24 protein-coding genes are annotated in these 24034 nt (G+C 65.5%); 9 read left to right on the forward strand and 15 right to left on the reverse strand.

Annotated features, from left to right (window positions below):
* Positions 1-157: 157 nt before the first annotated feature.
* The 4 genes from MOX02_RS20525 (at position 158) to MOX02_RS20540 (ending at position 4921) form a co-directional block, all read left to right on the forward strand.
* Positions 158-1255 (forward strand): helix-turn-helix transcriptional regulator, encoded by a 1098-nt coding sequence (locus MOX02_RS20525; protein ID WP_147027661.1) that lies wholly within the window; start codon positions 158-160, stop codon positions 1253-1255.
* Positions 1256-1760: 505 nt separating this feature from the next.
* Positions 1761-3182: a hypothetical protein gene (locus MOX02_RS20530; protein WP_147027662.1), complete on the forward strand. Its 1422-nt coding sequence runs from the start codon at positions 1761-1763 to the stop codon at positions 3180-3182.
* A 170-nt stretch (positions 3183-3352) separates the two neighbouring features.
* Complete coding sequence (locus tag MOX02_RS20535) at positions 3353-4027, forward strand: hypothetical protein (RefSeq protein WP_147027663.1); 675 nt, start codon at positions 3353-3355, stop codon at positions 4025-4027.
* 390 nt (positions 4028-4417) lie between these two features.
* Positions 4418-4921 carry a hypothetical protein gene (locus MOX02_RS20540; protein WP_147027664.1) on the forward strand — a complete coding sequence of 168 codons (504 nt, stop codon included), beginning with the start codon at positions 4418-4420 and terminating at the stop codon, positions 4919-4921.
* Between the two features lie 120 nt (positions 4922-5041).
* Here the strand turns inward: MOX02_RS20540 and MOX02_RS20545 are convergent, their stop codons facing one another.
* Positions 5042-5458: a hypothetical protein gene (locus tag MOX02_RS20545; RefSeq protein WP_147027665.1), complete on the reverse strand. Its 417-nt coding sequence runs from the start codon at positions 5456-5458 to the stop codon at positions 5042-5044.
* A gap of 115 nt (positions 5459-5573) precedes the next feature.
* On the opposite strand from MOX02_RS20545, the gene MOX02_RS20550 reads away from it, so the two are divergent.
* Together MOX02_RS20550 and MOX02_RS20555 are read left to right on the forward strand one after the other, a co-directional pair.
* On the forward strand, positions 5574-5957 hold the full coding sequence (locus MOX02_RS20550) for a hypothetical protein (RefSeq protein WP_147027666.1): 384 nt from the start codon (positions 5574-5576) through the stop codon (positions 5955-5957).
* Positions 5958-6562: 605 nt separating this feature from the next.
* Positions 6563-7129, forward strand: coding sequence for a hypothetical protein (locus MOX02_RS20555; RefSeq protein ID WP_210250395.1), 567 nt, complete (start codon positions 6563-6565; stop codon positions 7127-7129).
* Positions 7130-8260: 1131 nt separating this feature from the next.
* Here MOX02_RS20555 and MOX02_RS31395 read toward each other — a convergent pair.
* The 6 genes from MOX02_RS31395 to MOX02_RS31400 all read right to left on the reverse strand — a co-directional run bounded on the left by MOX02_RS31395 (position 8261) and on the right by MOX02_RS31400 (position 12001).
* Complete coding sequence (locus MOX02_RS31395) at positions 8261-8671, reverse strand: hypothetical protein (RefSeq protein WP_170267939.1); 411 nt, start codon at positions 8669-8671, stop codon at positions 8261-8263.
* Positions 8672-8797: 126 nt separating this feature from the next.
* Positions 8798-9262: a hypothetical protein gene (locus MOX02_RS20565; RefSeq protein WP_147027669.1), complete on the reverse strand. Its 465-nt coding sequence runs from the start codon at positions 9260-9262 to the stop codon at positions 8798-8800.
* Positions 9263-9420: 158 nt separating this feature from the next.
* Positions 9421-9669: a hypothetical protein gene (locus MOX02_RS20570; RefSeq protein ID WP_147027670.1), complete on the reverse strand. Its 249-nt coding sequence runs from the start codon at positions 9667-9669 to the stop codon at positions 9421-9423.
* Entirely contained in the window at positions 9666-10016 is a 351-nt protein-coding gene (locus tag MOX02_RS20575) for a DUF2958 domain-containing protein (RefSeq protein WP_147027671.1), read from the reverse strand. The genes MOX02_RS20570 and MOX02_RS20575 overlap by 4 nt, the downstream gene beginning before the upstream one ends.
* Positions 10016-11344: a PGN_0703 family putative restriction endonuclease gene (locus tag MOX02_RS20580; RefSeq protein WP_147027672.1), complete on the reverse strand. Its 1329-nt coding sequence runs from the start codon at positions 11342-11344 to the stop codon at positions 10016-10018. The genes MOX02_RS20575 and MOX02_RS20580 overlap by 1 nt, the downstream gene beginning before the upstream one ends.
* A gap of 510 nt (positions 11345-11854) precedes the next feature.
* Positions 11855-12001, reverse strand: a complete 147-nt coding sequence (locus MOX02_RS31400; protein ID WP_170267940.1) for a hypothetical protein — start codon at positions 11999-12001, stop codon at positions 11855-11857.
* A 230-nt stretch (positions 12002-12231) separates the two neighbouring features.
* Here MOX02_RS31400 and MOX02_RS20585 point away from each other — a divergent pair, with 230 nt between their 5' ends.
* A complete protein-coding gene (locus tag MOX02_RS20585) occupies positions 12232-13305 on the forward strand; it encodes a HamA C-terminal domain-containing protein (protein ID WP_147027673.1) in 1074 nt (357 codons plus the stop codon).
* Positions 13302-15863, forward strand: a complete 2562-nt coding sequence (locus MOX02_RS20590; RefSeq protein ID WP_147027674.1) for a DEAD/DEAH box helicase — start codon at positions 13302-13304, stop codon at positions 15861-15863. The genes MOX02_RS20585 and MOX02_RS20590 overlap by 4 nt, the downstream gene beginning before the upstream one ends.
* A gap of 318 nt (positions 15864-16181) precedes the next feature.
* Here MOX02_RS20590 and MOX02_RS20595 read toward each other — a convergent pair whose 3' ends face one another.
* The 3 genes from MOX02_RS20595 to MOX02_RS20605 form a co-directional block, all read right to left on the reverse strand.
* Positions 16182-17108 carry an ADP-ribosylglycohydrolase family protein gene (locus tag MOX02_RS20595; RefSeq protein ID WP_244948446.1) on the reverse strand — a complete coding sequence of 309 codons (927 nt, stop codon included), beginning with the start codon at positions 17106-17108 and terminating at the stop codon, positions 16182-16184.
* 428 nt (positions 17109-17536) lie between these two features.
* A complete protein-coding gene (locus MOX02_RS20600) occupies positions 17537-18196 on the reverse strand; it encodes a hypothetical protein (RefSeq protein ID WP_147027676.1) in 660 nt (219 codons plus the stop codon).
* A 146-nt stretch (positions 18197-18342) separates the two neighbouring features.
* On the reverse strand, positions 18343-18909 hold the full coding sequence (locus MOX02_RS20605) for a hypothetical protein (RefSeq protein WP_147027677.1): 567 nt from the start codon (positions 18907-18909) through the stop codon (positions 18343-18345).
* A gap of 125 nt (positions 18910-19034) precedes the next feature.
* Here MOX02_RS20605 and MOX02_RS20610 point away from each other — a divergent pair, with 125 nt between their 5' ends.
* The gene (locus MOX02_RS20610) at positions 19035-19295 is read left to right on the forward strand and encodes a helix-turn-helix domain-containing protein (protein ID WP_147027707.1); all 261 of its coding nucleotides are present in this window, start codon (positions 19035-19037) and stop codon (positions 19293-19295) included.
* 20 nt (positions 19296-19315) lie between these two features.
* On the opposite strand, the gene MOX02_RS20615 is transcribed toward MOX02_RS20610, so the two are convergent.
* The 5 genes from MOX02_RS20615 to MOX02_RS20635 all read right to left on the reverse strand — a co-directional run bounded on the left by MOX02_RS20615 (position 19316) and on the right by MOX02_RS20635 (position 23990).
* Entirely contained in the window at positions 19316-21118 is a 1803-nt protein-coding gene (locus MOX02_RS20615; RefSeq protein WP_147027678.1) for an efflux RND transporter periplasmic adaptor subunit, read from the reverse strand.
* A complete protein-coding gene (locus tag MOX02_RS20620) occupies positions 21115-22287 on the reverse strand; it encodes an ATP-dependent DNA helicase (protein WP_147027679.1) in 1173 nt (390 codons plus the stop codon). The genes MOX02_RS20615 and MOX02_RS20620 overlap by 4 nt, the downstream gene beginning before the upstream one ends.
* Before the next feature lie 9 nt (positions 22288-22296).
* On the reverse strand, positions 22297-22716 hold the full coding sequence (locus tag MOX02_RS20625; RefSeq protein WP_147027680.1) for a hypothetical protein: 420 nt from the start codon (positions 22714-22716) through the stop codon (positions 22297-22299).
* 163 nt (positions 22717-22879) lie between these two features.
* A complete protein-coding gene (locus MOX02_RS20630; protein ID WP_147027681.1) occupies positions 22880-23398 on the reverse strand; it encodes a hypothetical protein in 519 nt (172 codons plus the stop codon).
* A 70-nt stretch (positions 23399-23468) separates the two neighbouring features.
* Positions 23469-23990 carry a hypothetical protein gene (locus MOX02_RS20635; RefSeq protein ID WP_147027682.1) on the reverse strand — a complete coding sequence of 174 codons (522 nt, stop codon included), beginning with the start codon at positions 23988-23990 and terminating at the stop codon, positions 23469-23471.
* Positions 23991-24034: the final 44 nt, after the last annotated feature.

Consider the following 24034-nt stretch of genomic DNA (forward strand, 5'->3'; position numbering starts at 1 on the left):
GCGGATCGAGTTCCTGGAGATTGGGAAACCCTTCGAGGTTCCGGCTCGGCGACGGGTTCTTGTTAAAACCTGCTTCGAGTCCCGAGGTAGGTCGTCAGTGTTGCTTTCCGAAGCCAAAAGGTGGACTTGGTGCGAACCGTCATCGGGGGAGGGGGCAATGAAGTTCGATGTCGACGATCTCGTGGACAACATCTACGAGGCCGCCGTCATTCCAGATCTGTGGCCCGGTGTCCTTTCGGAACTGGTGAGGCACGGCGAAGGGGACGGCGCGCTTCTGTTCACGACCGACGGCAACGACTTCAGGTACGTCACGTCGCCGGGCTTCGAAGCCGGCACCGCCGAATACGTCGCTGAAGGTTGGCCGGCGCGGACCGACAGGGCGGCTCGGCTTTTCGCGAAGCAGCATGCAGGCTTCCTGACCGATCTGGACGTCTACACGGCCGAGGAGATGGACGCTGAGCCCGTGTTCCGCGACTTCCTTAGGCCGAGAGGGTTCGGTTGGGGAGTCGCCAGCGCCATAACGGTGCCGAGTGGCGATCGCCTCATCTTCAACGTGGAGCGGGCGTTCTCGCGCGGCCCCGTCACCCGCGACGTGGTCGCCCGTCTCGACGCTCTGCGTCCGCATCTCGCCCGGGCGGCGACCATGTCGGCCCGGCTCAGGCTGCAGACAGTGCGTGTCGCCGCCCAGGTTCTGGACGTCGTCGACATTCCGGCCGCGGTTCTCGGCAAACAGGCGCAGGTCCTCTCAGTCAATGCCGGTTGCTCAAAGCTGTACGGGACCGCCATCCGCGAGGCGCGCCGCCTGACGTTGAACAACCAGGATGCGGATCGCCTCCTCACGCGAGCATTGGACGGCATCTCGACCGAACTTCGGAACTCGACCCGTTCGATTCCGATACCGGCCACGGAAGAGCTCGGACCGATGGTGCTTCACATCCTCCCGGTCAGGCGCGCCGCCGCCGATCTGTTCAACGCGGCATCCGCGATCGCGATCTTCACGCCTGTTGCACTAAGTGCGCCACCTGATTTGTCCGTCCTGTGCGGCCTGTTCGACCTGACCGGAGCAGAAGCGAGGGTGGCGAGGGAGATCGCGGCCTGCCGTACGATTGAGGAGATCGCCGCGCAGACGGGCGTATCGATCAACACCGTCCGGACGCAGCTCAAATCCGTCCTGGCAAAGACAGGTACCCACCGTCAGGCCGAACTCGTAGGACTGCTTGCCGGAGCGGGATCCAGAAATCGACCGGATCGATAGCTCCGTCCGCTTCGTTCCGAGCGCTTCCGGCGACCCAGGATGACGAAGGCCGAAAGACGTCGTAGCGTTCGGACGCAGCTGCCGCTTCACGGAAACGGCACCTGACGAACCGCTCGGCACACCTCGGGTCCCCTCTCGGACCGGGCCCGTCGTCCAAGCGACAGGGGCAGGGCAAGAAGTACAGCTTCGCGACCTGTCGTCGCTTGCGGCCTTGGTCGATGAACAGCCTTTCCATCGGCTGGAACCAGATCCGCCCAATGCTCAAGCGGAGCTGGACGAACGACGACAGTAGCGCGCTTAACCATACAGTTGCGATTGCGCTGGACGCATTGCCGAATGCAGGGGTCATCATCCACATGGATCATGCATCGAGGAGAATCTCGAGGAATACTCGTGTCTGTCGGGTGTCGGCATAGTGATCTTCGTGGACCAGGTCGCCGGCGCTCCGAACTCTCGAAACGGCTCCGCAAAGCGATGCGGAACACCGGCACGGTAGGACTTCGGCATGAACGGCACATGGTTCACGATGCCAATGGCGCGCCGCTTCGCGTCGATGTTGCTGACTTGCGGCCTGCTGGGGTCGCCGTCGCTTGCGCTGGCGGAACTCCTGCCAGGCCGCGAAATCCGCGAGGCCCCCGAGTGGAAGGGCAAACTTGATCCACCGAGTCCGACGTGCCCGCCGAACTTCACCAACCCGTCGAACGAACCCTATATCTTCAGCTGTAAGGCGGGGATCTTAGGGAAGGTTGAGAACGGCACCGGATTCACGCCAGGGCTATGGGAAGACAAGAGCGATCCGGATTGGGCCTACCTGAAGCAGTACTGGCGCACGGACCGACTGATCTACTTCGCGGCGACGCAGTGCGAAGGCGGCAAGACCCAGCACTCCGACACTGCGGCCCAGATGGCTGCTCGCCAGTGGGCGCAGAAGCGGGTCGACCGATGGAATGCCGAGCTGAAGCGAAGCAAATTCCGGCCGGCGCTGGAGTTCAGGGAGATCAAGACCGTCTACGAGTGCGTGCCCGGTATCTTGACCAATACCACGCCCGGCTATTCCGAGGCCGAAGATGCCGAGGGAGAGGCGTCCGGCATCCGAGCCGCGGAAGCTGCGGAGAGAGCGGAGCAGGAACGCAAGGGCAACTCGGTGACGTTCAAGATCGCCAGCAACGATGTCAAGTCGATTCGTTTGAAATTCTTTTCTCAGCAGCGGAACCATGTCTGGCCCGGCAGCAACCAGTCATACACGATCGGCGCGAGCGACAGTGACTATAAGACATACAATTTGTCCTGTCGGAAAGGGGAGAAGATCTGCTTCGGGGCATTCCGCGACGACGACGAAAATGTGGCCTGGGGTAGCGGTCGCTACGACAAGATGGGATGTCAGGACTGCTGTACGACCTGTGGCGGCTCCGGTCTAACGACAACGCTGAATGCGGGGCCGACCGGGCCGCCGCGAAACAAGATCGTGTTCAAGATGACTTCCCGAAGTCCATACCGGGTGCACTTGCAGTTCACTTCGAAGAACCGGAACCACGTCTGGCCTGCGAGCGGGCGGGTGTACACTCTGGCGGATTCGGACGAGCACCGTTATGAACTCGACTGCGCGCAGGGAGAGAAGATCTGCTACGGCGCGTATGTGGAGGGAAACAGCAGCAGCTACTGGGGCGTCGGGCATAGTCTCGGCGAAGGCTGCACGAACTGCTGCTCGTATTGTGGCAAGGGCACGTTCTCCGCGACGCTGACCGGCGGTAGCGGTAGCGGCGGAGGAGGCGGCGTCGGATCCGTGGTTGATGCGATCGGAACGGGCGCCGCCATCGGCAGTGCGATCGGCAACATCCTGAACCGCAGCGGTGGCGGGCGGGTCTATACGCCACGCTCCCCGCCCATGTTCAACCGCAACCCCAGCAACAGCGGGATCTCCCGCTGATACAGGCTTGGATTGACCGCGATCGGTCCTCGAAATTCGGGGGCCGGAATCATGCAGGGTCGATCTTCTACAAGATCTTCGATTTGACGGCGTCAACGCACCGGATCAGATCGACACTCCGTAAATGATCACCGAATGCATCATATCCAGATCCGATTGGAGCGCTGTAGATGCCGAGAAAGCTGGCCAACGTCTCTGCGGCTGTTCGAAGATTTCGATCGCCCGTCGTCCCGATCGCGTTTCTCGGAGTCGTCCTCGCGTCGGGAAGTGCATTCGCGGAAACCGACTTTTCACGTTTCGACGGCCTATCGCTCGTCGTATCGCCTGCATGCAAAGGCTGCCGCACCAACATCGTTTTCAGCAGCGGCAGGATGCTTTGGTCCGGCGGTTCGTTCCCACCGATATCGTACGCCGTAGGAACCAACCATCTTCCGGGGAACATCGCGCAGACCGTGAAGGTGACGGGAGACGCGATTAGCTTTTCCGGCGTCGGTCCGACGACGGTGCTTACCATCGGCCCGCGATCGTGCACCTTGTCGGGATCGAGTTGCCGGATTGTTGCATCGCCCCGGCGTGCGGTCGTGCCGCCCGAAGGATTCGGCCCCGACCCGACGCTACCCTGTGTCTATCTGAACAAAGTCCAAGACAAGGCGTGGGGCAGCTCGCAGTTCAAGTTACGCGTCTTCAACGGTTGCGATTATCCCATCTCGACAGACATTCAATTTGTATCACCTGATGACGGTGCGGTGCAAACGAGATCTACGGGCAGAATCATGCCCAAGCAGCGAGGCAGTGCGATCGCGTTGCACAACTTCCAAGTAAACGGGTCGTCCAGAAGGCCTTGAAGTTTAAATCTCGATCGACCATTCCGATCAGACGCTGTCCACGGCCTGGGGTCACTCGACGCCGCCCTTTCCACCGCCGAGGTCTTGATCGAACATGCGCACGCCTCCGGACGCCCGTTCTCGTCAAAACGGAAATGCTTAAATGTATGTCGGCTCCGGTCGTGCGCGGACGGCATGGCGGGATCGGCCTCGGGGAGGTGGACGCACTGCCGAGGCGCGCCTTGCCGAAAGCATTGTTCGCAGCGGATCTTCCGGACTACCCACGTCGGCGACCGACACCGGTGTGATCGCAAACCCGATCGACGATCGCGTTGCGAGGCGTCCGCCATCTCTCGCGAGAGTCGAAGTTTCTCGTGGCGCGGCGAATTGGTCCGACTGCTGGAAAACGACATGATCCCTTCGAACGGCCGCGAAAGCTGCCCGGGCCAGCCGGGTATGAAAATGCAGACCAGCGAGCGAATTCGTCTCTTCAACACGCCCGAGTACTTCGAGGCCTGCTTCTTATTCTCCCAAACCCAGGGAAGCCCAAGACAAGATGTGCCTTGCGGGTTCGCGCTCCCCGACAGGGACGTGAAGACCGAGAAGTTCGTAGCCGGTGACGATGTCTTGGGCACCTACCGGATCGACGTCGGCCTTAAACGGTTCGACCTACCCTTCCGCTTGGCCGTGGACCACGAGGCGTGCATCGTCGAGGTCGAACTCACCGCCGACGATCTCGCGGTGGCGCATCATGCCTCGCTCGAAGCATCCGGTGGAATCGTCGACGAAGCCGCGGACGAGCGTTTCGTGGACGAGGTGCTACTGGAGATCTTCCTCGGCATCTTTGTGCACGAGACCCTGGAGAAGCAGACGCTGTACGGAAAGGAGTACGGCATCCGCATCGAGGTCGTGTGAACCGCGAAGCGGCGTTGAAGGACGGCGTCACCATCGTTCGAACCGGAGATGGCAGCGGAACGACACCGTTGGCCCGGCTCAGCTCAACCTGAGCAAATTAGCTCTGCGACGCCGCTTGCCTCAAGGCACTACACGCCTGCGGAAGAGCTCCTTCGCCAAATCCGATGCCTCGACTTCGAATAGCGCAGGTTCCGCAGCCGCCTTCCCGTTCACCACCCGGATGCGCAGATAGGTACCGACCTGTGTCTCCCAGAGCCGATCAGGCTCTGGGATGAGCAGATCCTGCGTGATCCAGTCAGCAAAGACCGGCTCCGACGTGCCATGAATATCGGACAGGGCACACTGCCTTGTGCCCTCAGCATTCCGCCATTTGGGATCCGCAACCCTCCCGCCTGCGGACTTCAGGAAGAGCCGGCCATCCTCTAGGCGCCATCTTGCCGTGTACCCTCGATAGTTGATGGCCGGATATGGCTCGAAGGTGAAGCGTTTCAGTGCCCTCGGCCCGAAAATGTCGAGCAGGCAGTGCAGCGGCCTCATAGGCCCCTCAGGCAGTTCGATCCAGTCTGGGGCTTGAGCAGTCATCCAAGGCGCCGATTGCGGGAAAGGCAGGGATTGCTACGCTGGTTGATGAACGAATAGGCGCAGGGTGGCAATGAGGCTTTCGACGATCTTCGTGGCGGGGGCTAGCACCTGCCTCGCGCTCAACGTTGCCTCCGCCCTCGCCCAACAAGGCTTTCCGCCCACACTCACCTGCATCATCAAGCAGCGCGCCTTCGAGGTTGCTGGGTGGATTGTAACGACGCGGGACAAAGGATCGTACGTGGTCGACTTTCGTCGCGGCGAGATCCGTCAGAGGCTGGGCGGTGCGGAAGTTCGCTACTCCTATCAGGTCTCTCCTCGCAGCATCCCCGGCGATCCCGCCATCGAACTGCTAGGGAACGACGCGGCAATGACTATCATCCAGTCGAGCAAGCGGGCGACGTTCAGCTTGGCGCGGCTTAACCCTCCGAACTTGGAGGCAGGCACCTGCAAGTAGCCGCACGGGCATGCTCTCTGTCATTGGGGTGAAGCGGGGGCCATTGCAGCCTCATGGGCATGCACCTCAGGGCTGTGAGTTGCGCGGCTGCGGCGGAAGAAGCATCCACACCGATGGCGCACCCTTATGCTGCCTGCGGGCATTCTCCTGCCGTGCCGCCAGCAGATCGGCCGCGGCTTTCTGTTCCACATCCTCGGACCGCACGGCGGGTTTCGGGGGCGCTCCTGAGCCAATCTCGCCTGCAGAAGCGACATGGGGTGCTATCGCCGCGAGGCAGGCGAGCGCAGTCAGAGTTCCCGGGCGCACATCAACCTCCTGCCCAAATGGCTGCCACGCTCAGTGCAAGGCAGAACCTAATCACGTTCGACGCTGATGAGTAAACCGGCTTGGGCTGCGAGCAATCGCAGTGACCATAACCTGCCTCGGCCAGCCGCTTCCTGAATAGCCCTTTTTGAGCACACTGCGCGAAAGATCGCCGGCCGGCCGCCTCACTCATCCATTTGAAGGATGCGCAGTTGGACAGGCCATTGTGGCATAGCTCGCTCTTGGACCAAGGGGAAAGCATGATGCGGGGTTACAGGGCGGGGCAACTGAGGCGGCAACTCTTGGCTGCCGTGGCGATTTTGATGCCCGCCGCTGCAGCCTTCAGCGTCGAAGCTGCAGCCGAACCTGCCGCTCGACCACTAGCAGCCGCCCAACCAGGCGGGGGCAGCGGTTCGTCCTTCGGCCGCCTGCCAAGCCCAGTCGGTCTCGTCGTCGGCGACAGTGCGGAAGCGCTGCTCGCGAACATGGACGGTGTCGGAAAAGTTCTAACGTCGCAGATCATCGTCAATCGCGGTGCGCTGACGGAGCGCGATCCCTCATACCTCGTCGACCGTCTGACCGCGGCGTTGAAGGGACGGTTTCCCGATATTCGGCTGGCCAACAGCGTTGCCGCTTCGGCGCAAGCCGGTAATCGCAGCACCATCGTCTTGGATGTCAGGACCGCACTCGGGCAGGTCAGCGGGCAGACCACAACAGTAGAAATTAACCTGTCCGCGTTCGACGCATCACGCAAACCTCGGGCCCGTGTCAGTGGCCGTGGCTCTGCCGTGATCCCTTATCCTGCGTTCAACTACGGTTTCCAGCCCGCAACAGACCAAGCTATCGCAGAAATTGAAAGCAAGCTTTGAGACCACTTCACGCTTGGACGGAAGATGTGGCTCGAATACCGTCCAGAGGTCGTCGGCTACAAGAGTGTGCACGCCCCTGTTTGCGTTGGAAGGAGTTGCCGCGCTTCCTGCCCTAAGCGTAAGCAGGCTGCACCGCTGAGAGCATCATAGCTGCCGCGCCGAAATCCCCGAAGGTGCAAGCAGTTGGCACGCGGATCACAGCATATTGAACTTTACGGTTGCGCTTAGCATCACGCAGGCGGGGCACTCACCCGTAATCGGCGCGAATACTAGCGCACCTTGGGCCCCGCTTTAGCGAGTGTTCGATGATGAAACAGGGTATGATCGCCATCGCCGTGTGGGCCGTATCGTCGGCCGCCTCGGCTGAAGAGATGTGGTTTCAGCCGTGTGGACCGCACTATCCCATTCGCCTGGAGGGAGACGCCTGTAGGCGTGGAGACCGTAGTATCGGCGACGAAGGCACGCACCCAGTCACAGGGGTCGCGTGGTGCTGCGTTGCTCGAGAGCTGACGAAGGCAGACGAATGCGCGGCCGATTTTCAAAAGTTCACTCGGGCCGCGAGCCGGGGACAGAAGACCGCAGAATTGCGCTACAGAATGCTGAAATCCCGTTGCGGCGATGAGCTTGCCAAGGTTTCGCAAGCCGCGGGTGTGGCGCTGCCGTCTATGGGGTCGGCGCCACGGGCCAGCAGCATGTTCGGTGAGGCTTTGGGCCACTCAGCCAACACCTTAGAACAACGGGCGAGCGGCCTCCGATCTAGTGCGAGCTTTAGCGCCAGCGATCTCGGCGAAATTCTACAGTTTGGGATGGCAATCGCTTCGACGGCAGCAGCTCTTTACCCGGTGCGGTCGTTGCGCATTGATCCTCGGTCGTATGGCGCATCAGGTGCGGGCCGCAACGCCTCTCCGTCCAGCCCTCGGTATCCCAGGACACCGGAGTACGGCCGGAGTACGATCAGCGGGGTTAGATAGATTGGAGGCCGATCAGTCGCGCCGGGCGTGCAGACCTTTATTTCGTTGTCACAATCCTCGCCTGCGCCCTCATCCGCCGAACTTTGGCAATACGGCTTTTGTCGCTGACGCTTCTTCCGAGAGAGTCTGGACCGGCTTCGCGCGCTCCGCCACCCGGCAATCAGATCGGGTGGCGGGGTACCTCCTCGGGTGCAAGTTCGACCACAAACCAGCGCCAAGGGGAGTTGGCATCGGCTGAGAGTTCAGCGCGATCATGCTCCATGGCGAGCGTGACCAGATGCTGGCGGCTGACGGGCAGAGGGGTCACAACCCGGATCTGCTCAGCACCGTTCTCGAGGTTCCGGCGGGCGAGAGCGAAGTTCCCGATGCTTTTGGCCTGCTGCATCAAATGCCCCTCAATCCAAGGCGGTGCCCTCGGCCATCGAGGCCGCTCAGCAGCGCCGCTCAGCAGCGCCGCATAGTGCACGATCCCACCTTCAGCTGTAAGTCGATTCAGCTGTCGCGGCACGCTCGTGCCGCCGCCATTGCGCAATTTCGTCAGCTCAGGACCGACCCAAGGGTGGCGCGCCATCTCAGTCGCACATCTGAGACATCATGGAAGGCGGCTGGATGGCGGGATTGGGCGCGAAGCGGAAGGTCCGCTTTTCCCTTGTGGGCTTTCGGCAGAATGCAAGCCCGTTCGACCAGCATGCCAGGGTCAGGTGGTCTCGATCGGAGCTGAAGTGCGCGCGAGCTGCTCGCAGAAGATCCGGCCGAAGTCATTCGGGCTAAGACCTGCCACTGAGGGCCGGAAGTACTCGATCTCTTCGGCGCGGATCTCATCCTTATCAGCGTCGTCCGGGTGATCACCGAGACAGACCCGTAGTTCGAAGCCAGCCCAACGGTACTCGAGCGCAAACGCAGCGATCGCGTGCGTCCACTGCGCGGCGTCAGTAGAACGCAACATCGCTTCGTCCATGACGCTTGCAAAGACCGCGGCAAACGAAGCAGCGAGGCGTAGCACGGCTTGGCGCTCCTCGCTGCCAAGCTCAGGTGCGAGTTGATCGAGCTGGATGGTGATGGTTTCGGGCCTCATCGCGCCCTGTGCAATGACGGTGTGGCACAGGTAGATCGCGAGTTTGGCCAGCTCGCCGAGTCGGTCGGCCAGGATGGTTGCGGCCATGGATGTGATCTCCAGGTTCTCGCCAACACGACCGGGCTGGGCGCGTGTTCGTGAGGCGGAGCTATATGGCGAGAGCCGGCTGCAGCCTGCAGTTCGTTCGTGCGGCAGGGGCGGAGCGTTGGCGCGCTGGCTGATGGGTCGGCGCGCCAACAGCGAAGTCAGATGACGCCAAGCCGCAGGAGCCAGGACGGATGACCATGCCGGCAGATGCCGTCGGGCTCGACGAGGCAGCCGTCGGTGGCATCGGCGGCCGCCTCGAAGATGAACTGGGCGAGGGAAACGAACTCCGGTTCCGGCACGGTCGGGTCGGGCCAGGGTAGGCCGGTGTCGGGGTCATGAGCGACGTGCAGGACCGGCGCGTCGCCGAGATCGGCAGCGAGGGACGCCGGAGGTTGAAGGTTGCTCATACCGTGATCCTCCCTGCTGCCTGCGCGCCCGCCACGTAGGCGGAGAGTGAGCGGTCTGCGACAAAGTGGATGTCGCGTTCGACGGGCAGGCCGAGCCGTCCACGCACAGCCGCGAGTTCTCCGAGGTCGACATAGCCGAGTTCGGGCGCGCCGAGCCCAAGGTCGCAGAGGCCGAAGGCGCGGGTCGGCTCACCGGGATCGATCTCGGTGAGGAGCCAGGTGGCCGCGCCGTCCGGAGTGAACAGTTTGACGATGGGAGGCGTATCCAGGTGTTCGCCTTGATGGCTACGGCGGCCGTTGGCGAGGAGCTGCTCGCGCAGGGCAGGGGTGAGGAGGGGTAGGGGCATCAGCGCGCCTCCTCGATCAGCCGGCCGGCTGCTGATGAAGGCGCGGATCGGCGCCTCGCCTTGGAAGGTGCCTTCACTTGGCGGGAGCGAGGCGGACGGCTCGTAGTTTTGCGCGCGGCGAATCTTCTTGCTCGTGGTGTTGATGAAGGCTTGTCGGGATCGGTGGTTGATCCGGGTGAGATGGTTGGGGTGATTGGGACGTCCGAGGGGAGGGCATCGCTGGGCGTGGCCGATGAAGGGGGCGGGAGCGCAAGCAGAGGCGCGGCCGGGGGCGGTTCGTCGTCCGGAGTGGCGACCTCGCCCAGAACGAGGTCGAGCACGGGCCGAAGGTCAAGGTAGCGATGGTGGAGGTAAGCCGCTTCCGCGCCGCCGCCCGCCTGCGCCAGTGCGGTGACGAAGGTCTCCAGCGTGAGGGCGGTGAAGCCCACCGTAGAGGAAGATGAACCGGAGGGATCGGTGAGTTCGGCGGCGTAGAGGCGGGTAGCGATGCCGACGCGGCGGTTGAGCTGCGGGGCGAGGACCAGGAGGTGGGCGCGTGGCGTAAACCCCTGGCGGACGGCGAGCTGCGCGAGGAGGTGTAGGCGCCAGAACTGCTCGAGCAGGACCGAGCGGAGTGCGGGCGCATCGGGGTCGCGATGAAGGGCGGCCTCACGGCTGGCTTCGTCGTAGCGGGGCCGGTGCGTGGCGGCCGGGCCGGTGCAGCCTTCGGAGTACTTCACCTCGATGAAGACGGTGGCCGGCTCGCCATCGGGCGTGATGACGGTGAGGGCGGCGTCGAAGGCGGTACCGTCAGCAAGGTAGCGGGGATCGTGCCGGCCGGGTGAGGTTTCGAAGCGGATGCCGGTGACCCGGTCGACGAAGGTCGGCAGTAGCTGGCGGAAGGCCGCGGTGGCGAGATCGAGGTTGACGGCGAGCGGAACGAAGAGGTTGTAGGTCAGCGGCTCGGAGGAGAGCAGATTCCGGTGCAGCCGCTCATAGTGGACCATGGCGCCTTCCTCCCGGAGGACGAGGCTGCGGCGGACGAAGGCATGCACGGCCGGGCTGAGGAAGTTCAGGCCGCGGGCCGCGTCGGTGGGCTGTAGGAGAGAACCGAGCGGGCTAGGGGCGATTTTGCTGCAGCCGCCGGGGCGATGAAGGCCGCCCGGTAGACACTGTTCCTCACGCCAAAGGGACTGGCGCAGGCGGGCGGCGGCGCGGAAGCGGGTGTCGCCGGGGATGAGGCAGTTATGCCGATGAAGGAGAGGCTCAGGGACGAGGGGGGCGCGAGAGAGCGGCTGGCGCGCGAGCGGTGCGGTATCGTTGGTGTCTGGTTGGGTGCTGCGGAGCATGAAGACCTCAGGCTGAGTGGTACAGCCGGAGCTTCAGGCAGGCAGGGCAGAAGTTGCGGGCGGCTGGGAGCTGAAGGCGGCAGACGTGGATCGCCAGGTGGTCTGCGGGGCGCGAGCTGTCCGCGAGAGGAAGGGAAGAATGGGAACGGGACGGCGGCAGGGGGGAGAGGTGCTACCCGGCAGGCAGGGCGGAGTAGCGGGGCAGCCACCTTCCGGCGGATGATCGCATCCGCAGGGGTTGGAGGGGTATCGCGTTGATGTAGTTCGGCAACCAGCGAGCGCGCAGGCCAATGTGCGCCTACACCTGCAGCGTTTTACAGAGACGCCGAACTGCGCCGGGCTTCAACAATGAACGGCAGAGATGCGCCATGAGCGGACATCAACTCGCTACCCGGAACCGGACATTTAGCTTCGCGCCCATCCTCGCCGTTCAGCTAAGTTCGGCTCAATCCCGAAACCCGCCGGTCATTCATCCAGCTCCCGGTGGCCGCATGAATTCCCCGCATCGGATCAAATTCTGCTGGGAAGCAGCGGGCGCTCCTGGTCGCAGGCTTGAGCAGTTGCGTCCGTCTGGCGCATGGTCATTGCCTTCGAGATGAAGATCAGGTCAGGGGCGTTGGCAACTACCCCTTCGTCGATCATTCCCTTGTCGCCCATCGAGTGTTCCGGGAAGTATGTCGGGATCGCCGCTCCCCCCCGCCAACGCCCGATGAATTCTTGTATGCAGCAAGCAAGCCGTTCTCCCACAGGTTGCGGTTGGGCCGACCATCGGCTCTAGTCGGCCGTTCCCGCACGAGCCGGATCGATGCAGCCGACCGAACCGAAATCATACCCGCCACGCCGCCGCCCGGGGAACCCGAGCGCCGGTGACCGTGCCTCGAACTAGGATGGCGAACGACGGAGGGGATCGCGACGGCCCCGATGCGGAGGTGGACGCCCTCGCTCGCGCGCTCGCGACCCTGCTGAATCCTTCGAAAATCGATGGCGTGGTGAACTGCTGCGTTCGGGCGGTTCACGACGAAGCCTGGGAAGGCCCCCGGACGGGCCTGCTGCACGTCCGGTTCGGCGAGGACAGGCCGAGGGTGGAGGACCTCGCCTACCTCCTCTGGACGGAGTGCATGTACTACGCACTCCCCCGGCGCAGGCAGGAGAGGTTCCGCCGCGAGATCGCGGCGGACATGACGGCGGTCGCGCGATGCTACCGGGCCGTCAGGGATCTCTTCATCGACTTCAACGCGCGCCATCCCGAGCGCGCGAGCGAACTGGGCGAAGTGCTGGCCTACTGCCTGGTGCAGGAGCACCTCGGGGCCGCGCAGGTGGCGAGCAAGATGTCCTTGAAGACGGCGGCCAACATGCCCGTCCACGGGCTCGACGGCATCCACGCGGTCTTCGAGAACGGCGCGCTGACGGTCTACTTCCTGGAGTCGAAGCTGGCGAGCGAGGGCCGGCGAGGCGTGGCGTCCTACGCCGCGTCGGCCGCCGAGTTCCTGGGCGACCGCCGCCAGTACCTCCGCGAGTACGAGATCGTCGCGGACCTTGGGAACCTAGACGCGCTCGAGGGCGAGGCAAGACAGCGCGCACTCGACCATTTCGACGTAATCGGCCACCCCGAACTCCGGCGCAGGGAACGGTTCGTCGGGATCATCTGCCATTCGGAACCGGGGCACTTCGGCAAGCGCCTGCGCATACGCGACGACCAGCCCCCCGACATCCACGAGCGTGACTTCGCGGAGCGGTACGCCGCCGACCACGGCAAGCTGCGGCTTGTCGCGAGGAAGCAGTTGCTGAAGCATGGTGCAGACCCCGCGAAGGCGATCGTCCTCCTCGTGGCGGTGCCCGACGTGCGCGAGCTGCGGAAGGCGTTCTACGCGGCGATGGGCGTGGCCGAACGGGAGCTGCCGCTGGACGGGGACGACCTCGAGATGGACGACGACGAGGACGCGGGAGGCGACCCGGTATGAGCTTTGCCCTGGATCTCTCGGACCGCATGGCGGGCCACGCGGCGTTCTCGGACATCTTGCGGCGCCTGGAGAGCTCGGGCGCCGCACGCTCCATTGCCGCCGAGATCGAGACTGTGACGGAGCCGCCGTCCGACGAGGACCTGCACAAGCTCCTCTACTGCGCGGGCGTCTTCGTGCAGACGGACGATCTCGCCTACAGGCGCATGGCGCAGTCCATCGCCCTGAACTCGCTCATCGTCGCGGGGGGCGACGAGGGAGCGTACCAGCGCGGCCGCCGCATCCTGACGGACCTTGGCAATTTCCCCGCGCTCGACCGCGTCAGGCGCGAGGGTACCGAGACAGGGGCCTCGTTCCTCGACGCACTCCGCCGGACGCTTTCACGCGAGCTGAACACCGTCAGGGTCGGCGACCACTGGATCCCCCTGACCGACTTCCAGAAGGACGCCTGGGACGAACTGCCCGACGCGCGGGCGATCGCCATCTCGGCGCCGACGTCGGCGGGCAAGTCGTTCCTCGTCATCGAGCACCTGTGCCGGCAGGTCGAGCGGGCGGCGTCCTTCCGCGCCGTCTACGTCGCTCCCACGCGAGCGCTCCTGTCGGAGGTGAGCGCGAAGATCCAGAGGCGCCTCGGCGAGGCGGCCGACGTCAGGATCACCACCGTGCCGACGCAGGACCCCTCCGGCCCGGACCGCCAGGTCTTCGTGCTGACACAGGAACGCCTCCAGGTGCTGCTCGCCGCCTCGGCCGTGACGTTCGACCTCGTCGTCGTCGACGAGGCTCAGAACCTCTCGGACGGCTCCCGGGGGATGATCCTCCAGGACAGCGTCGAGCAGGCGGTCAGCCGAAGCGGGACGACCCGCCTCGTGCTCCTCGCGCCGGGTGCCCGCGGCTTCGAGGCGGTCGGCGCCTCGATCGGCGCGCCCGACCTCATCGTGGCGCGTTCCGAGCTTCCCTCTGTCCTCCAGAACAGGATCCAGTTGAGGAAAGCGGAAGTCGGCAACGCGCTCGAACTGGACCTGCTGACGCCGGATGGTCCGCGGCGGCTCGGCACCTACCGGAGCGGGCGGGGTTTCGACGTGCCGGACAGCCGACTGGCGGCCGCGGCCCTCGAGCTGGGCTCGACAGGGGGATCCCTCGTCTACGCGACCGGCCCAACGGACGCGGAGAAGGTCGCGCGGCAACTGTCCCACGACCTTGAGGACGGCGGCGACCCCGCGCTGGCCACGATCTCCGATTTCGTGAGGAAGCACATTCATCCCGACTACACGCTCGCCGGGATGATCCGGAAGGGCGTGGCGTTCCACTACGGCAAGATGCCGACGCTCCTTCGCGAGACCCTCGAGGGCGCCTTCCGCGACGGCCACGTGAGGTTCCTCGTCTGCACGACGACACTGTTCGAGGGGATCAACCTCCCGGCACGGAATGTCTTCATCGACACGCCCACGAGGGGCACGAGGAAGCCGCTCGCTCCGGCGGCGCTATGGAACTTCGCTGGGCGCGCCGGGCGCATGTCCGCCGATATCGTCGGCAACGTATTCCTCGTCGACTACGAGGATTGGCCGGACAAGCCCCTCGATGCCTTCGTTGGCTACGAGGTCCAGTCGGCGTTCCTGCGCACTGCATCCGAGGTTCCCGACCGCCTTCTCGGTGCCTTGGGCGGTGCCATGCCGACCGAGTCGCCGCACGACGAAGACGCTGGGCGGGTCAGGGCAGCCGCCGGACTGCTGATCTCCAAGGCCGCCGGAGACGAGGTCCGCGGGTACGTCGACCGGACCCTCGGCAGCTTGGACGAGGGGCTGCGAAACCGCCTAACCGAAGCGAGCCTCGCCGCGCACGAGAAGATCGGTCTCCCGGCGACGCTGCTGGCGACGAACTGGACCGTCGATCCGTTCGGGCTGCGTCGGCTCTACGACAACATGCTGGAGAAAGTCGCGGAGGAGAAGACGCTCAAGCTGATACCCATCAGCCCGCTCGCGAAGGGAGCCTACGATAGGTACGGCAAGATCTTCACAAGGATCCACCGCGAGGTGAACTGCGGTGACGTCGGCTTCGCGGGCCTCGTCTCGGGCATCGCCCTTCGGTGGATGCGCGGCGTGCCGTATCCCGTCATGCTGGCGAAGGCGGTCGAACGCCAGAAGCGTTACGACGACAAGAGGCGCGAAGTGAACAGGATCGAGCGCGAGCGGAACCCTGGCAGCCGGGTCAGAGATCCCGGCGAGATCGTCGTCGACGACGTCGTCCGCCGGGAATTCGACCTCATCGAGGACCAGGTTCGCTTCCGTTTCGTTCAGCTCGGCAAGGCGTATATCGACATCCTCAACATCGTCCTCCGGGAGACCGGGCAGGAAGGTTTGATTGACGACGTCTACGATTTCCCGTTGGCGTTGGAGTTGGCATTTCGACCAAGTCCGGCTGGTCGTTCATGGAGCTCGGCCTGTCCCGGATCGCCGCGGCGGCCCTCCAGCCGGAGTTTCCCGACAGCAATCTCACGCCCGATGCTGCGCGCAAGTGGCTGGCGGGAATCGAGGACATCGGCACGCTGCGCCTCGGGCCAGTGATCGTGGATGAATTGCGGCGCTTGAAACTCGTACGCCCAGCGGGGTGATCCGACCTGGGTGGACTCTCCGGCGCAGCTCTTCTGGACCGCGACATTGCCGCCAACACGGATGCGCCCCCGGGGATGACAGTGATGTCGACCATTCCAGTCCAAATAGTCCCTAGTTTCCCCGTCGCAACGTCGCCGACGGGTCGCGAACTTAAGGTCTGCTTCCAGCCTGATATCCCTAAAAGCAAACAGGCGGCTTTCGGCCATCATCAGTCGCTCGTGCCATTGAACAGACCGCCCGGAAGCGGACGTTGTCAGGGCCTGCTTTGGATCAGCTGCTGCCCCTCCGAGCGTCTACAAGCAGCCGATCTGCAGTCGCTAAAATCCCGCTGTGCCAGGCGAGGAGATGAAGCCAGCGCTCGGGGATAGCGGAGGCGCCGTAGAGGGCGCCAGCGAGCTGGCCGGTGACAGCGCCGACCGTATCTGCGTCGTCGCCGAGGTTCACGGCGAGGATGAGCGCGTCCTCGAAGTTGGAGGTGGTGCCGACGGCCCAGAGTGCCGCCTCGAGCGTATGGACGACGTAGCCGGATGAACGGATCTCGTCGCGCGTCTTCTGCCGCCAGGAGCCGGCAGCGATGGCGGCGACGACGGAGTCGCCGGACCAAGTGCGTGGGCGGAGCACGTCGGGCTCGCCGAGAATGGCTTCGCGCAGGATCTGGACGAAAAAGGCACAGGCCTCGATTGCCTGCGGTGCGGCGTGCGTGACCCGGCTCTGGTCGCGGGCGAGTTGGTCAGCCTGAATGGCGTCATGAAGAGCGAAGAGCGCGACGGGCGCGAGGCGCATGAGGGAGCCGTTGCCGGCGGTGCGCGGGTGAGTGGAGCCGGCATAGGGCTCGCCGCTGCTGATGAAGCGTGCGAGCGCCTGCTGGGTCGTGATCCCGATGTCGAAGCAGGTGCCGGTGCAGGAATATTCCCCTTGTTGCCACCAGCGGACGAAGCGGGTGGCGAGGTCGTGCGGGTCGAGCCCCTGGCAGTTGAGGAGGCTGTCGGCGAGCGCGAGCGCCATCGCGGAGTCGTCGGTCCATTGGCCGGCGGCGAGGTCGAAGGGGCCACCGCCGAGCATCTCGGTGTGTAGCGGCGGGCTGTCGCGCTCGACGAACTCCAGCGTCGTGCCGAGGGCGTCGCCGGCGGCGAGGCCGAGGAGAGCACCGCGGGCGCGATCAAGGATGGCGGGCGGGTAGGAGGCAGTTTGGGTCAGAGTGGGCTCCTCAAGACAGAAAGGCCAGCAGGATGAAGCCGGCCAGGCTGCTGAGGTTCACTGAGGCCGTCGCGGATTTGCGTGGCGGCGGGGTGGCTGTGGCTAGCTGGCGCGGGCGGAGCGATGCAGGTGAGAGGCAGGGGAGTTGGCTCTGCATCGCCCTGCTGGGGAGGGGCAGAGGGGAGGGGCAGCGCGCTGGGGAGGGAAGGACAGGCAGGGAAGGAGGTGCCGGAGGGCAGGGGGCAGAGCCGGCGGATTGTCTATCCGCCGGTGTTGCAGGGGGTATGAGTGTATTTAGGCCTCGAACCAGCGCTTCTGTAGCGGCATGAAGCCGTACACCCATAGCGTTTCAGGGCTCGTTTCCCGCGTGGCCTCGAGCGGCTTTGGCCGTCCGCAAGGCGACGCGTGCGCTGCAGCTGTGACGCCGCTTAGATCAGCGCAGCTTGGGCGCTGACGTCAGTGAGGATGAGGTGCAGTTCGCGCCAGGGTGAAGCGTCTCGGAAGGCCTCGCCGGGATCCTGCGTTGCGAGCAGAACGAGAAGCTTAAACCGGATCTCCGTCAGCGTCGTCGCTGGCGTTCCGAGCAGGGTCTCAGCCGCAGTGTAGACGGCCTCGGCGAGAGCGGCTTCCTGCTCCTGCGCGCGGGTGACGCCGCAGGCACGGGCACCGCGCTCCCAAGCTTGCTGTCGATGATGAAGCACCTGCTGCAGGCGGTAGCGGCGCCGGCCGGGCGGCACGTGCTGGTCGACGGTCTCGGCATCTGCGGCGTAGCGGATGGGTGAGCCGGCTGGCGTGGGGAGTGGCACGCGGGGATAGTCCAACTCGGACTGCAGCCATGCTTCGCGCCGATCGCATCGCCAGAGCGCGGCCTCGTGCTTCGCGAGCAGAGCCTCAAAGGCGAGGAAGAGGTCGATGATGGGCTCCGAGGAGGAACCGTAGAGAGTTGCCTCCGCTGAAACGGACATGGCCGGATTACCGGCCGCGGCGGCGGGGAGGCTGGCGAGCAGGGTCAGCAGGCGGCGTCGCGTTGGAGAGCGCGCGGCCTGAGCAACTACCGCGCTGGGATCGTGATCGTCGCTGGGATCCATATGGTTGGCCTCGCCCTGAGTGGGACGAAGGTTCACGAACTGTCCGGCGTTCTTGCTGTCTCGCGCTTTTGCTGAATCGGGAGGAGTGTGCCAGCGAGGGGCGGCGTTTCGCGACACGCGCCGCCCTCACCGGCAGCGGACTCCCGTTATTCGCCCAGCTCGGCCTGCAGGAAGACCTCGTCCTTGGCGTCAGACATCCAGGTGATGGTGTAGTCGTAGCGATGCTGGCCCCGCGAGGTGAACAGCTGCGCGGCACAGCTGCGCCGGTTCTCGAGGTTGGCACGCAAAGCGAGCATGGTGTTGTCCGGATTGGGGTCGACCTTCGCATCGGCACCGCCGGCGAGAGCGGTGACGAACGCCATGTAGTCGGTGATCGCCCCGACCTTATGGACCTTCACCGGACCGAGGAGTGGTGACGGATTGGTCTCGACGGCTTGCTTGAGCAGGTGCTGCGCGACGGGGGCGTCGCAGGTCGGGAGCTGCCCCTGGACGAAGGTGGGCTTGGGCGACGCGGCAGTGTTGCTGTGCACGGCGGCGCTAGCCTGATCGCTGCCGGATCGGTGCCAGAGATGGTAGCCGCCGAGGAGAACGAGACCGACGAGGCTGCCGACGATGGCGGCCTGCTTGGCGCGGGCGCCGTTCGGTGTGGCGGCGTTCGAAGCGTAGCGGGCTTTCAGGCGTGCGATGAAGCTCGGGTTCGTGGTTTCGGACATGGTGCTCCCCTCTTCGGACTGCCCTGAGGTTCGCGGACGCCGGGCCGAAGTTGCGGAAGCGTAGCGTTAAGGTGTGGCTATAGCCAGTGGTTTAATGGCCCACGGGATGGTGCCTGTTCGGCATGATGAACGGGCGGGCCCTGGTGGCGTGGAACCTGCGGCGGGTGCGGGTGACAGCGGGCGTGAGCCAGGAGCGACTGGCGGCGGATGCTGGCGTAGATCGTGCGTATCTCGGCGGGCTGGAGCGGCAGGCTGAGAACCCGACCGTGGATCTGCTGGACCGGGTGGCAGCGGCGCTGAGCGTGCCGTTGGGGGAGCTGTTCGTTCAACCGCCGGAGGGTGCGGAGCCGCCGCAGCCGTTGCGGGGTGGGCGACGCAAGACGTGAGGCAGGTGCAGCCTGCACCCTCACAGCAGAGGATTGCCAGCCTGCCGGGGGAGGTAAGGGCGAGCCGGAGGGGCGGGGTTCCAGAAGCCGGCGAGCAAGGCGCGCAGTCGCCTGTCTTCATTCTGTAAAAGGGCCACGTCGCGAACAAGCGGCTCGTCAACCTGCACGCCGTCGAGGATCTCGACGAAGCCGTCGGCGCTGAGACCACAGGCGACGCTGATCGCCCGCAGGTGCCCAGGACCGGTGTGCAGCAGCACTTCCGAGGAGGCGGCGAGCGACACGATGCAGTCGGCGGGCACGAGCACAGCATCGCGGCGCGTGGCTGGATCGTCGAGCCGTAGAAGCGGGTTCACGGGCGAGTTGGCTGCGAGGGCTGCCGGCAAGGGTAGCCGCAGGCGAACACGGCCACGTCCGTCGGGACATACGAAGTGCTGTACTTCGAGGAGAGGCAGGTCGGTACTGAAATGGGGGGCGGCGGTGCCCACCCAGCGGACGCCTACCTGCGGCGGCAGTTGGGCGAACGCCGTCGCGTCAATGTCGATCACGGCAAAGGTTGTGTTGGCGGGCGTGAGCGCGAGCAGTGTTGTGCCGGCCTCGACAACCTTCTCGTTTGTCAGACTGCTCTCCGCCACGAGGCCGGCAAGCGGCGCGACGAGCGCGATCTCGACGAACGGTTTGCGGCGGCGTCGGAGCGTATTGCGGTGGGCGGTGTCCAGCCCGAGGAAGCTGAGGCGCTCACGGTGTCGTTGCGTCTCGCAGTCATCGTTGGTGTCGAGTGCCTGCAGGTAGGCGTGCTGCGCGGACAGCATCTCGGCCCTCACGGTGAGAGCAAACAGGGCCTGGCCAGGCGTAATCATTTCGCCCGGGCAGAGCTTCGTTATCGGTCGCGCAATTCCGGCCACCGGAGCCGTAATGGCGAAGGGCTGCGGGTTGGCGAGGCTGTGTTCGAGCCGCGCGACGACGTCGACGTGATCGCTTACGCGACCGCGTCGCGCAGGAGAGATGGCCGGGCGAAGCGTCTGCCAAGCATCCGGCGACAGCGCGAGGGTGTAGCGATGAGACGGTGCCGACGGCTGGCGGATGCTGATGGCCGGCTTGAAGGGAGCAGGCTCTCGCTCGGGTCGCCGCGGTGCGAACAGGCGCGTCGGATCATAGGGCGTCTCCGCTCGCGAGGCTGAGGGTTGCGGTTGTGGCGGCGGGTCCGCGAGACCGAGGTGGATCAGCTGCGGTCTGCCCCGCGGCGGCAGGCTATAGGGCCAAGCGGCGCGACGGGCGGCGAACACGGCCTCCCGCATAGCTGCCGTCGGCGCGATCGATAGCTCGACCTCTACTGACCCGCCCAGGGGCAAGCGGCCATCGGGATCCAAGACAGACAAGTGGAGGCGCGATCCATCTGGACGTTTGTCCAGCCGACTGACCGTCGCTGACCAGGGTGTGGCCCCGCATCGGATCGTGCAGCCCACGATACTGTCCCGGGCGATCGGACCATGATGGGTATGCAGGACGACCTCGACGGTGGCATTGCTCAGCATCCGGAACAGAGTGGTCTTGGGCTCGACCGCCGTGCCGGCGGGCAGGAGGTCGAGAACGAGACCCGCCAACGGCGCGGTGATAAACTCGCCGGCGTGTTCGGATAGAGCCTCCGGGTCTGTGAGGCGTAGGATGGCTTCGTCGCGGTCGACCCGTGCGCCGACGCGAACAAAGATCTCCGCGACACGGCCTGCGGTCGGTGCCGTGATAATGAGCGGCATTTCGGCGTCGCGGCTCAGCGTAGCCGTGAGCGTGACAGTATGGGCACGCGTGCTGTTGCTGCCGGCGATCACGGGAGCACCACGGTGATCGTCTCGGCGGCTCGGGTGAGGCCGGTGTAGCGGAAGCTCTCGGCGTCCTTGCCGAACGTGTCGCCCTCGTCGAAGAACACGACGTGGTTCCACTCCGAGCCTTGCGCCTTGTGCACGGTGAGCGCGTAGCCGTACCTGAACTCTTCCAGTCCAAGCCGCTCCTTCTCGGTGAGTTTCCCCTCCGTCCCGGTGAAGAAGGCCTCGTGCACGCGGACCTCCTTGTCACTGACAGTGCCGTCTTCAGAGCGCAGGACGAGGCGGACGACATGTGGAGCGTCGGGCGGCAGAAGGGCCGTGATGAACCAGATCTCGCCATTCAGCAGACCGCGGCTATGGTTGTTGCGCAGGCAGACGAGTTTATCCCCGGCCGCCGGCCAGGGTGCGCGCTGGCCGCGCAACTCGCGAATGCGGGTGTTGAGACGTCGGCACGTGGCGTTGCGCCCACATAGCACCTGGTCAGCCGCCAGGACTGCGTCTGGATCGATGTCGAGAGCGGTAAGGATGCGGCTGTCGCCGTAGGTGCCGGGGCTGAGCTGGCCGCCCTGCCGGACTCGTGTGGCGAGCTCGACGATGGGGTTGTCGGCGGCCTGCCGGTGGATCTGGGTCAGGAGGACGTCGGGCTTCGCCGTGGTGAAGTAACCGGTGCCCTGCACCGGCGGTAGCTGCGCCGGGTCGCCGAGAACGAGGATACGCTTGTTGTAGGACAGGAGATCCTCGCCGAGCCTTTGGTCGACCATGGAGCACTCGTCGATGATGATGAGCGCGATGCTGGAGAGTTCGATCTCCTCCTTCCGAACGAAGCGGGGCTGGCGCGTCGTCTCCTCGGTGACACGCCGGTAGATGAGCTGGTGGATGGTCTGCGCGTCCTCGCAGCCCTTGGCGCGCAGGACGGAGGCCGCCTTGCCGGTGAAGGCGGCGAAGGCCACCCGCGGCAGATCCGCGGCGATAGTCCGGGCGAGCGTGGTCTTGCCGGTGCCGGCGTAGCCGAACAGGCGGAAGACCGGCGCTGCGTGGGGCATAGGTAGCCAGCCGTGCACGGCGTCCACGGCCGCCTGCTGGTCCGGGTTCAACGACGTGCCGACGCGCCCTCCTGCTTGGGGACTGACCTCGGTCGGACCTATTTCAGCTCCGGGGATTCGCGTGGCAGCCATCGGCGCGTCTCAGGCCGCATCCGGCATGAGGCGACGGCAGAGGCGAAGCGCGGCTACGATGACCCGGTCCGCGCGCTCACTCTCAACGGCGAGAGCGAGCCGCTGGCAAGCGGCGAGCACACCCAGCACCTCCAGGTCCCCGAACTCACCGAGCGCGCGGCCGAGATGCGGCCAGAGGCACGCCAGCGTGCCGGCCGGGTCGGCGAGGCCGGCGGCGTCGACGATCAGCCCGACGTAAAGGCGCAGGACGAGGTCGAAGGCCAGCCGGGACGTGCGCAGGCTGCAGGCCGTCAGATGCACGCCGGACAGAGTCTCCGCCAGGCTTTCGTCCGCGCGATCGTGCGCGAGCAGAGCGCACAGGGCGAAGGCCCGGGCGGCGGTACTGCGAGCGTGCGGTGCGGTCTCCGCGGTGGGAAGCGTGGCGAGCACGTGAGTGAGGCACCGTAGCTGGCGCCGCCGGGGCTCCTTCCATTCCGGCGAGGCGAACAGGGCGGCCGCGACGAAGGCATTGGTCGGTCCTAGGGTAGGCAGGGAGGACGGAAGCGGTGTCATTGGGATCAGATCCTCGCAGGGATGAGGAAGGCCGGAAGCGTCAGGAGGGCGGGGAGACTGCCCAACAGCGCGCGAGCTGAATGGCGGCGGCAATCGCGTGGCGCGGTGAGCCGTAGCGGAGAGCGTAGGTGAGTGCCTCGCAGGCCTCGAGGAGGTCGGCCCACTCAGCCTGCGGCCTGGCGTGTAGGCGGCCGGCCAGGACCGCCCACACATCCGGCAGAGGGATGACGATGCCGGTGTCGGCGGCCGCGATCAGCGCTGACACGTAGAGCTGGCAGGCGAGCGTGCGCCGCAGGTCGTCCGGGGCGGCCCGCCAGTGCAGCGTCAGGGCGTAAAGCTCGGCCTGCTGGCCAGCGCCCATTTCGAAACGCGCCAGCAGCGCGCAACGCACAACGACTCTGAGCGCGGCGGCGAACCGCACCGGTTCGCGGCGGTGGGGCTGCGCGGCGAGCCAGGCATCCGGGCGGACATGCGGCAGGTGGCGCAGCCGTCGGCGCCGCCGTCGATCCTGCTCGAGGACGGCTGCGGCGACCAGGGGGTGCACGGTCATCGTGGGCATGATTGCCTCCACACGGATGAGGGTTATCGGGAGCGGCGATCGGTACGGGTCGCCGATCAGACGGTCCGGCTCAGGCCGGTCGGCCGGCTGCGGTGCGCAGGAGGGCCGTGGTCGTGCGCAGCACACGGCGCGGCTGCGCGGTTTCGAGAGCGTCGATGAAGCGCTCGGCGCCGCGCAGGACCTGTGCCCATTCGGGCCGGGAGCTGTCGTCCGCCGTCATGAAGACGGCGGTGCCGAGCTGGCGGAGCAGACCCTCCGCGTCCGGCAGGCACGCAGCCGTCAAAAGGGCGCGAACGAAGTCATTGGCGGCGTGGCCACGCTCGCACCCATCGCCGCCGGCATTCCGCCCGCGCTGCAGGGCCCGCGCGAGGTCGGCCAGGTCGGCCTCTTCCACCCCGCCGGCGGCCAGGAGGGCCGCGGCGAAGATGATTCGACAGATAGCCCGCCGCTGGTCGGAGACACGGTAGTCAGCGCGGCCGAGGACGCCCGCCGCGGCGGCGATGCGCGGCTCAAGGCGGTCACGCCGGCTGAACCGGACCGCATCGTCGGCGGCAAGCGCTGCCAGGAAAGGGTTGTGGGTTAGCGTCGGCATAAGCAGGCTTTCTCCGCGAGGTTGAAACAGGGGTGTGGGGCCGC

The sequence above is a fragment of the Methylobacterium oxalidis genome (genome assembly GCF_007992195.1).
GTDB classification, from domain to species: Bacteria; Pseudomonadota; Alphaproteobacteria; order Rhizobiales; family Beijerinckiaceae; genus Methylobacterium; species Methylobacterium oxalidis.

Excerpts from the sequence above, each read along its gene's own strand:
- MOX02_RS20610 (WP_147027707.1), top strand. The coding sequence starts at position 19,035 with ATGAACGGGCGGGCCCTGGTGGCGTGGAACCTGCGGCGGGTGCGGGTG.
- MOX02_RS20605 (WP_147027677.1), bottom strand. The coding sequence starts at position 18,909 with ATGTCCGAAACCACGAACCCGAGCTTCATCGCACGCCTGAAAGCCCGC.
- MOX02_RS20565 (WP_147027669.1), bottom strand. The coding sequence starts at position 9,262 with ATGGCCGCAACCATCCTGGCCGACCGACTCGGCGAGCTGGCCAAACTC.
- MOX02_RS20635 (WP_147027682.1), bottom strand. The coding sequence starts at position 23,990 with ATGCCGACGCTAACCCACAACCCTTTCCTGGCAGCGCTTGCCGCCGAC.
- MOX02_RS20550 (WP_147027666.1), top strand. The coding sequence starts at position 5,574 with ATGAGGCTTTCGACGATCTTCGTGGCGGGGGCTAGCACCTGCCTCGCG.
- MOX02_RS20525 (WP_147027661.1), top strand. The coding sequence starts at position 158 with ATGAAGTTCGATGTCGACGATCTCGTGGACAACATCTACGAGGCCGCC.
- MOX02_RS20540 (WP_147027664.1), top strand. The coding sequence starts at position 4,418 with ATGATCCCTTCGAACGGCCGCGAAAGCTGCCCGGGCCAGCCGGGTATG.
- MOX02_RS31395 (WP_170267939.1), bottom strand. The coding sequence starts at position 8,671 with ATGGCGCGCCACCCTTGGGTCGGTCCTGAGCTGACGAAATTGCGCAAT.
- MOX02_RS20545 (WP_147027665.1), bottom strand. The coding sequence starts at position 5,458 with ATGAGGCCGCTGCACTGCCTGCTCGACATTTTCGGGCCGAGGGCACTG.
- MOX02_RS31400 (WP_170267940.1), bottom strand. The coding sequence starts at position 12,001 with ATGGGCGACAAGGGAATGATCGACGAAGGGGTAGTTGCCAACGCCCCT.
- MOX02_RS20570 (WP_147027670.1), bottom strand. The coding sequence starts at position 9,669 with ATGAGCAACCTTCAACCTCCGGCGTCCCTCGCTGCCGATCTCGGCGAC.
- MOX02_RS20535 (WP_147027663.1), top strand. The coding sequence starts at position 3,353 with ATGCCGAGAAAGCTGGCCAACGTCTCTGCGGCTGTTCGAAGATTTCGA.
- MOX02_RS20630 (WP_147027681.1), bottom strand. The coding sequence starts at position 23,398 with ATGCCCACGATGACCGTGCACCCCCTGGTCGCCGCAGCCGTCCTCGAG.
- MOX02_RS20600 (WP_147027676.1), bottom strand. The coding sequence starts at position 18,196 with ATGGATCCCAGCGACGATCACGATCCCAGCGCGGTAGTTGCTCAGGCC.
- MOX02_RS20580 (WP_147027672.1), bottom strand. The coding sequence starts at position 11,344 with ATGCTCCGCAGCACCCAACCAGACACCAACGATACCGCACCGCTCGCG.
- MOX02_RS20590 (WP_147027674.1), top strand. The coding sequence starts at position 13,302 with ATGAGCTTTGCCCTGGATCTCTCGGACCGCATGGCGGGCCACGCGGCG.
- MOX02_RS20530 (WP_147027662.1), top strand. The coding sequence starts at position 1,761 with ATGAACGGCACATGGTTCACGATGCCAATGGCGCGCCGCTTCGCGTCG.
- MOX02_RS20585 (WP_147027673.1), top strand. The coding sequence starts at position 12,232 with ATGGCGAACGACGGAGGGGATCGCGACGGCCCCGATGCGGAGGTGGAC.
- MOX02_RS20620 (WP_147027679.1), bottom strand. The coding sequence starts at position 22,287 with ATGGCTGCCACGCGAATCCCCGGAGCTGAAATAGGTCCGACCGAGGTC.
- MOX02_RS20575 (WP_147027671.1), bottom strand. The coding sequence starts at position 10,016 with ATGCCCCTACCCCTCCTCACCCCTGCCCTGCGCGAGCAGCTCCTCGCC.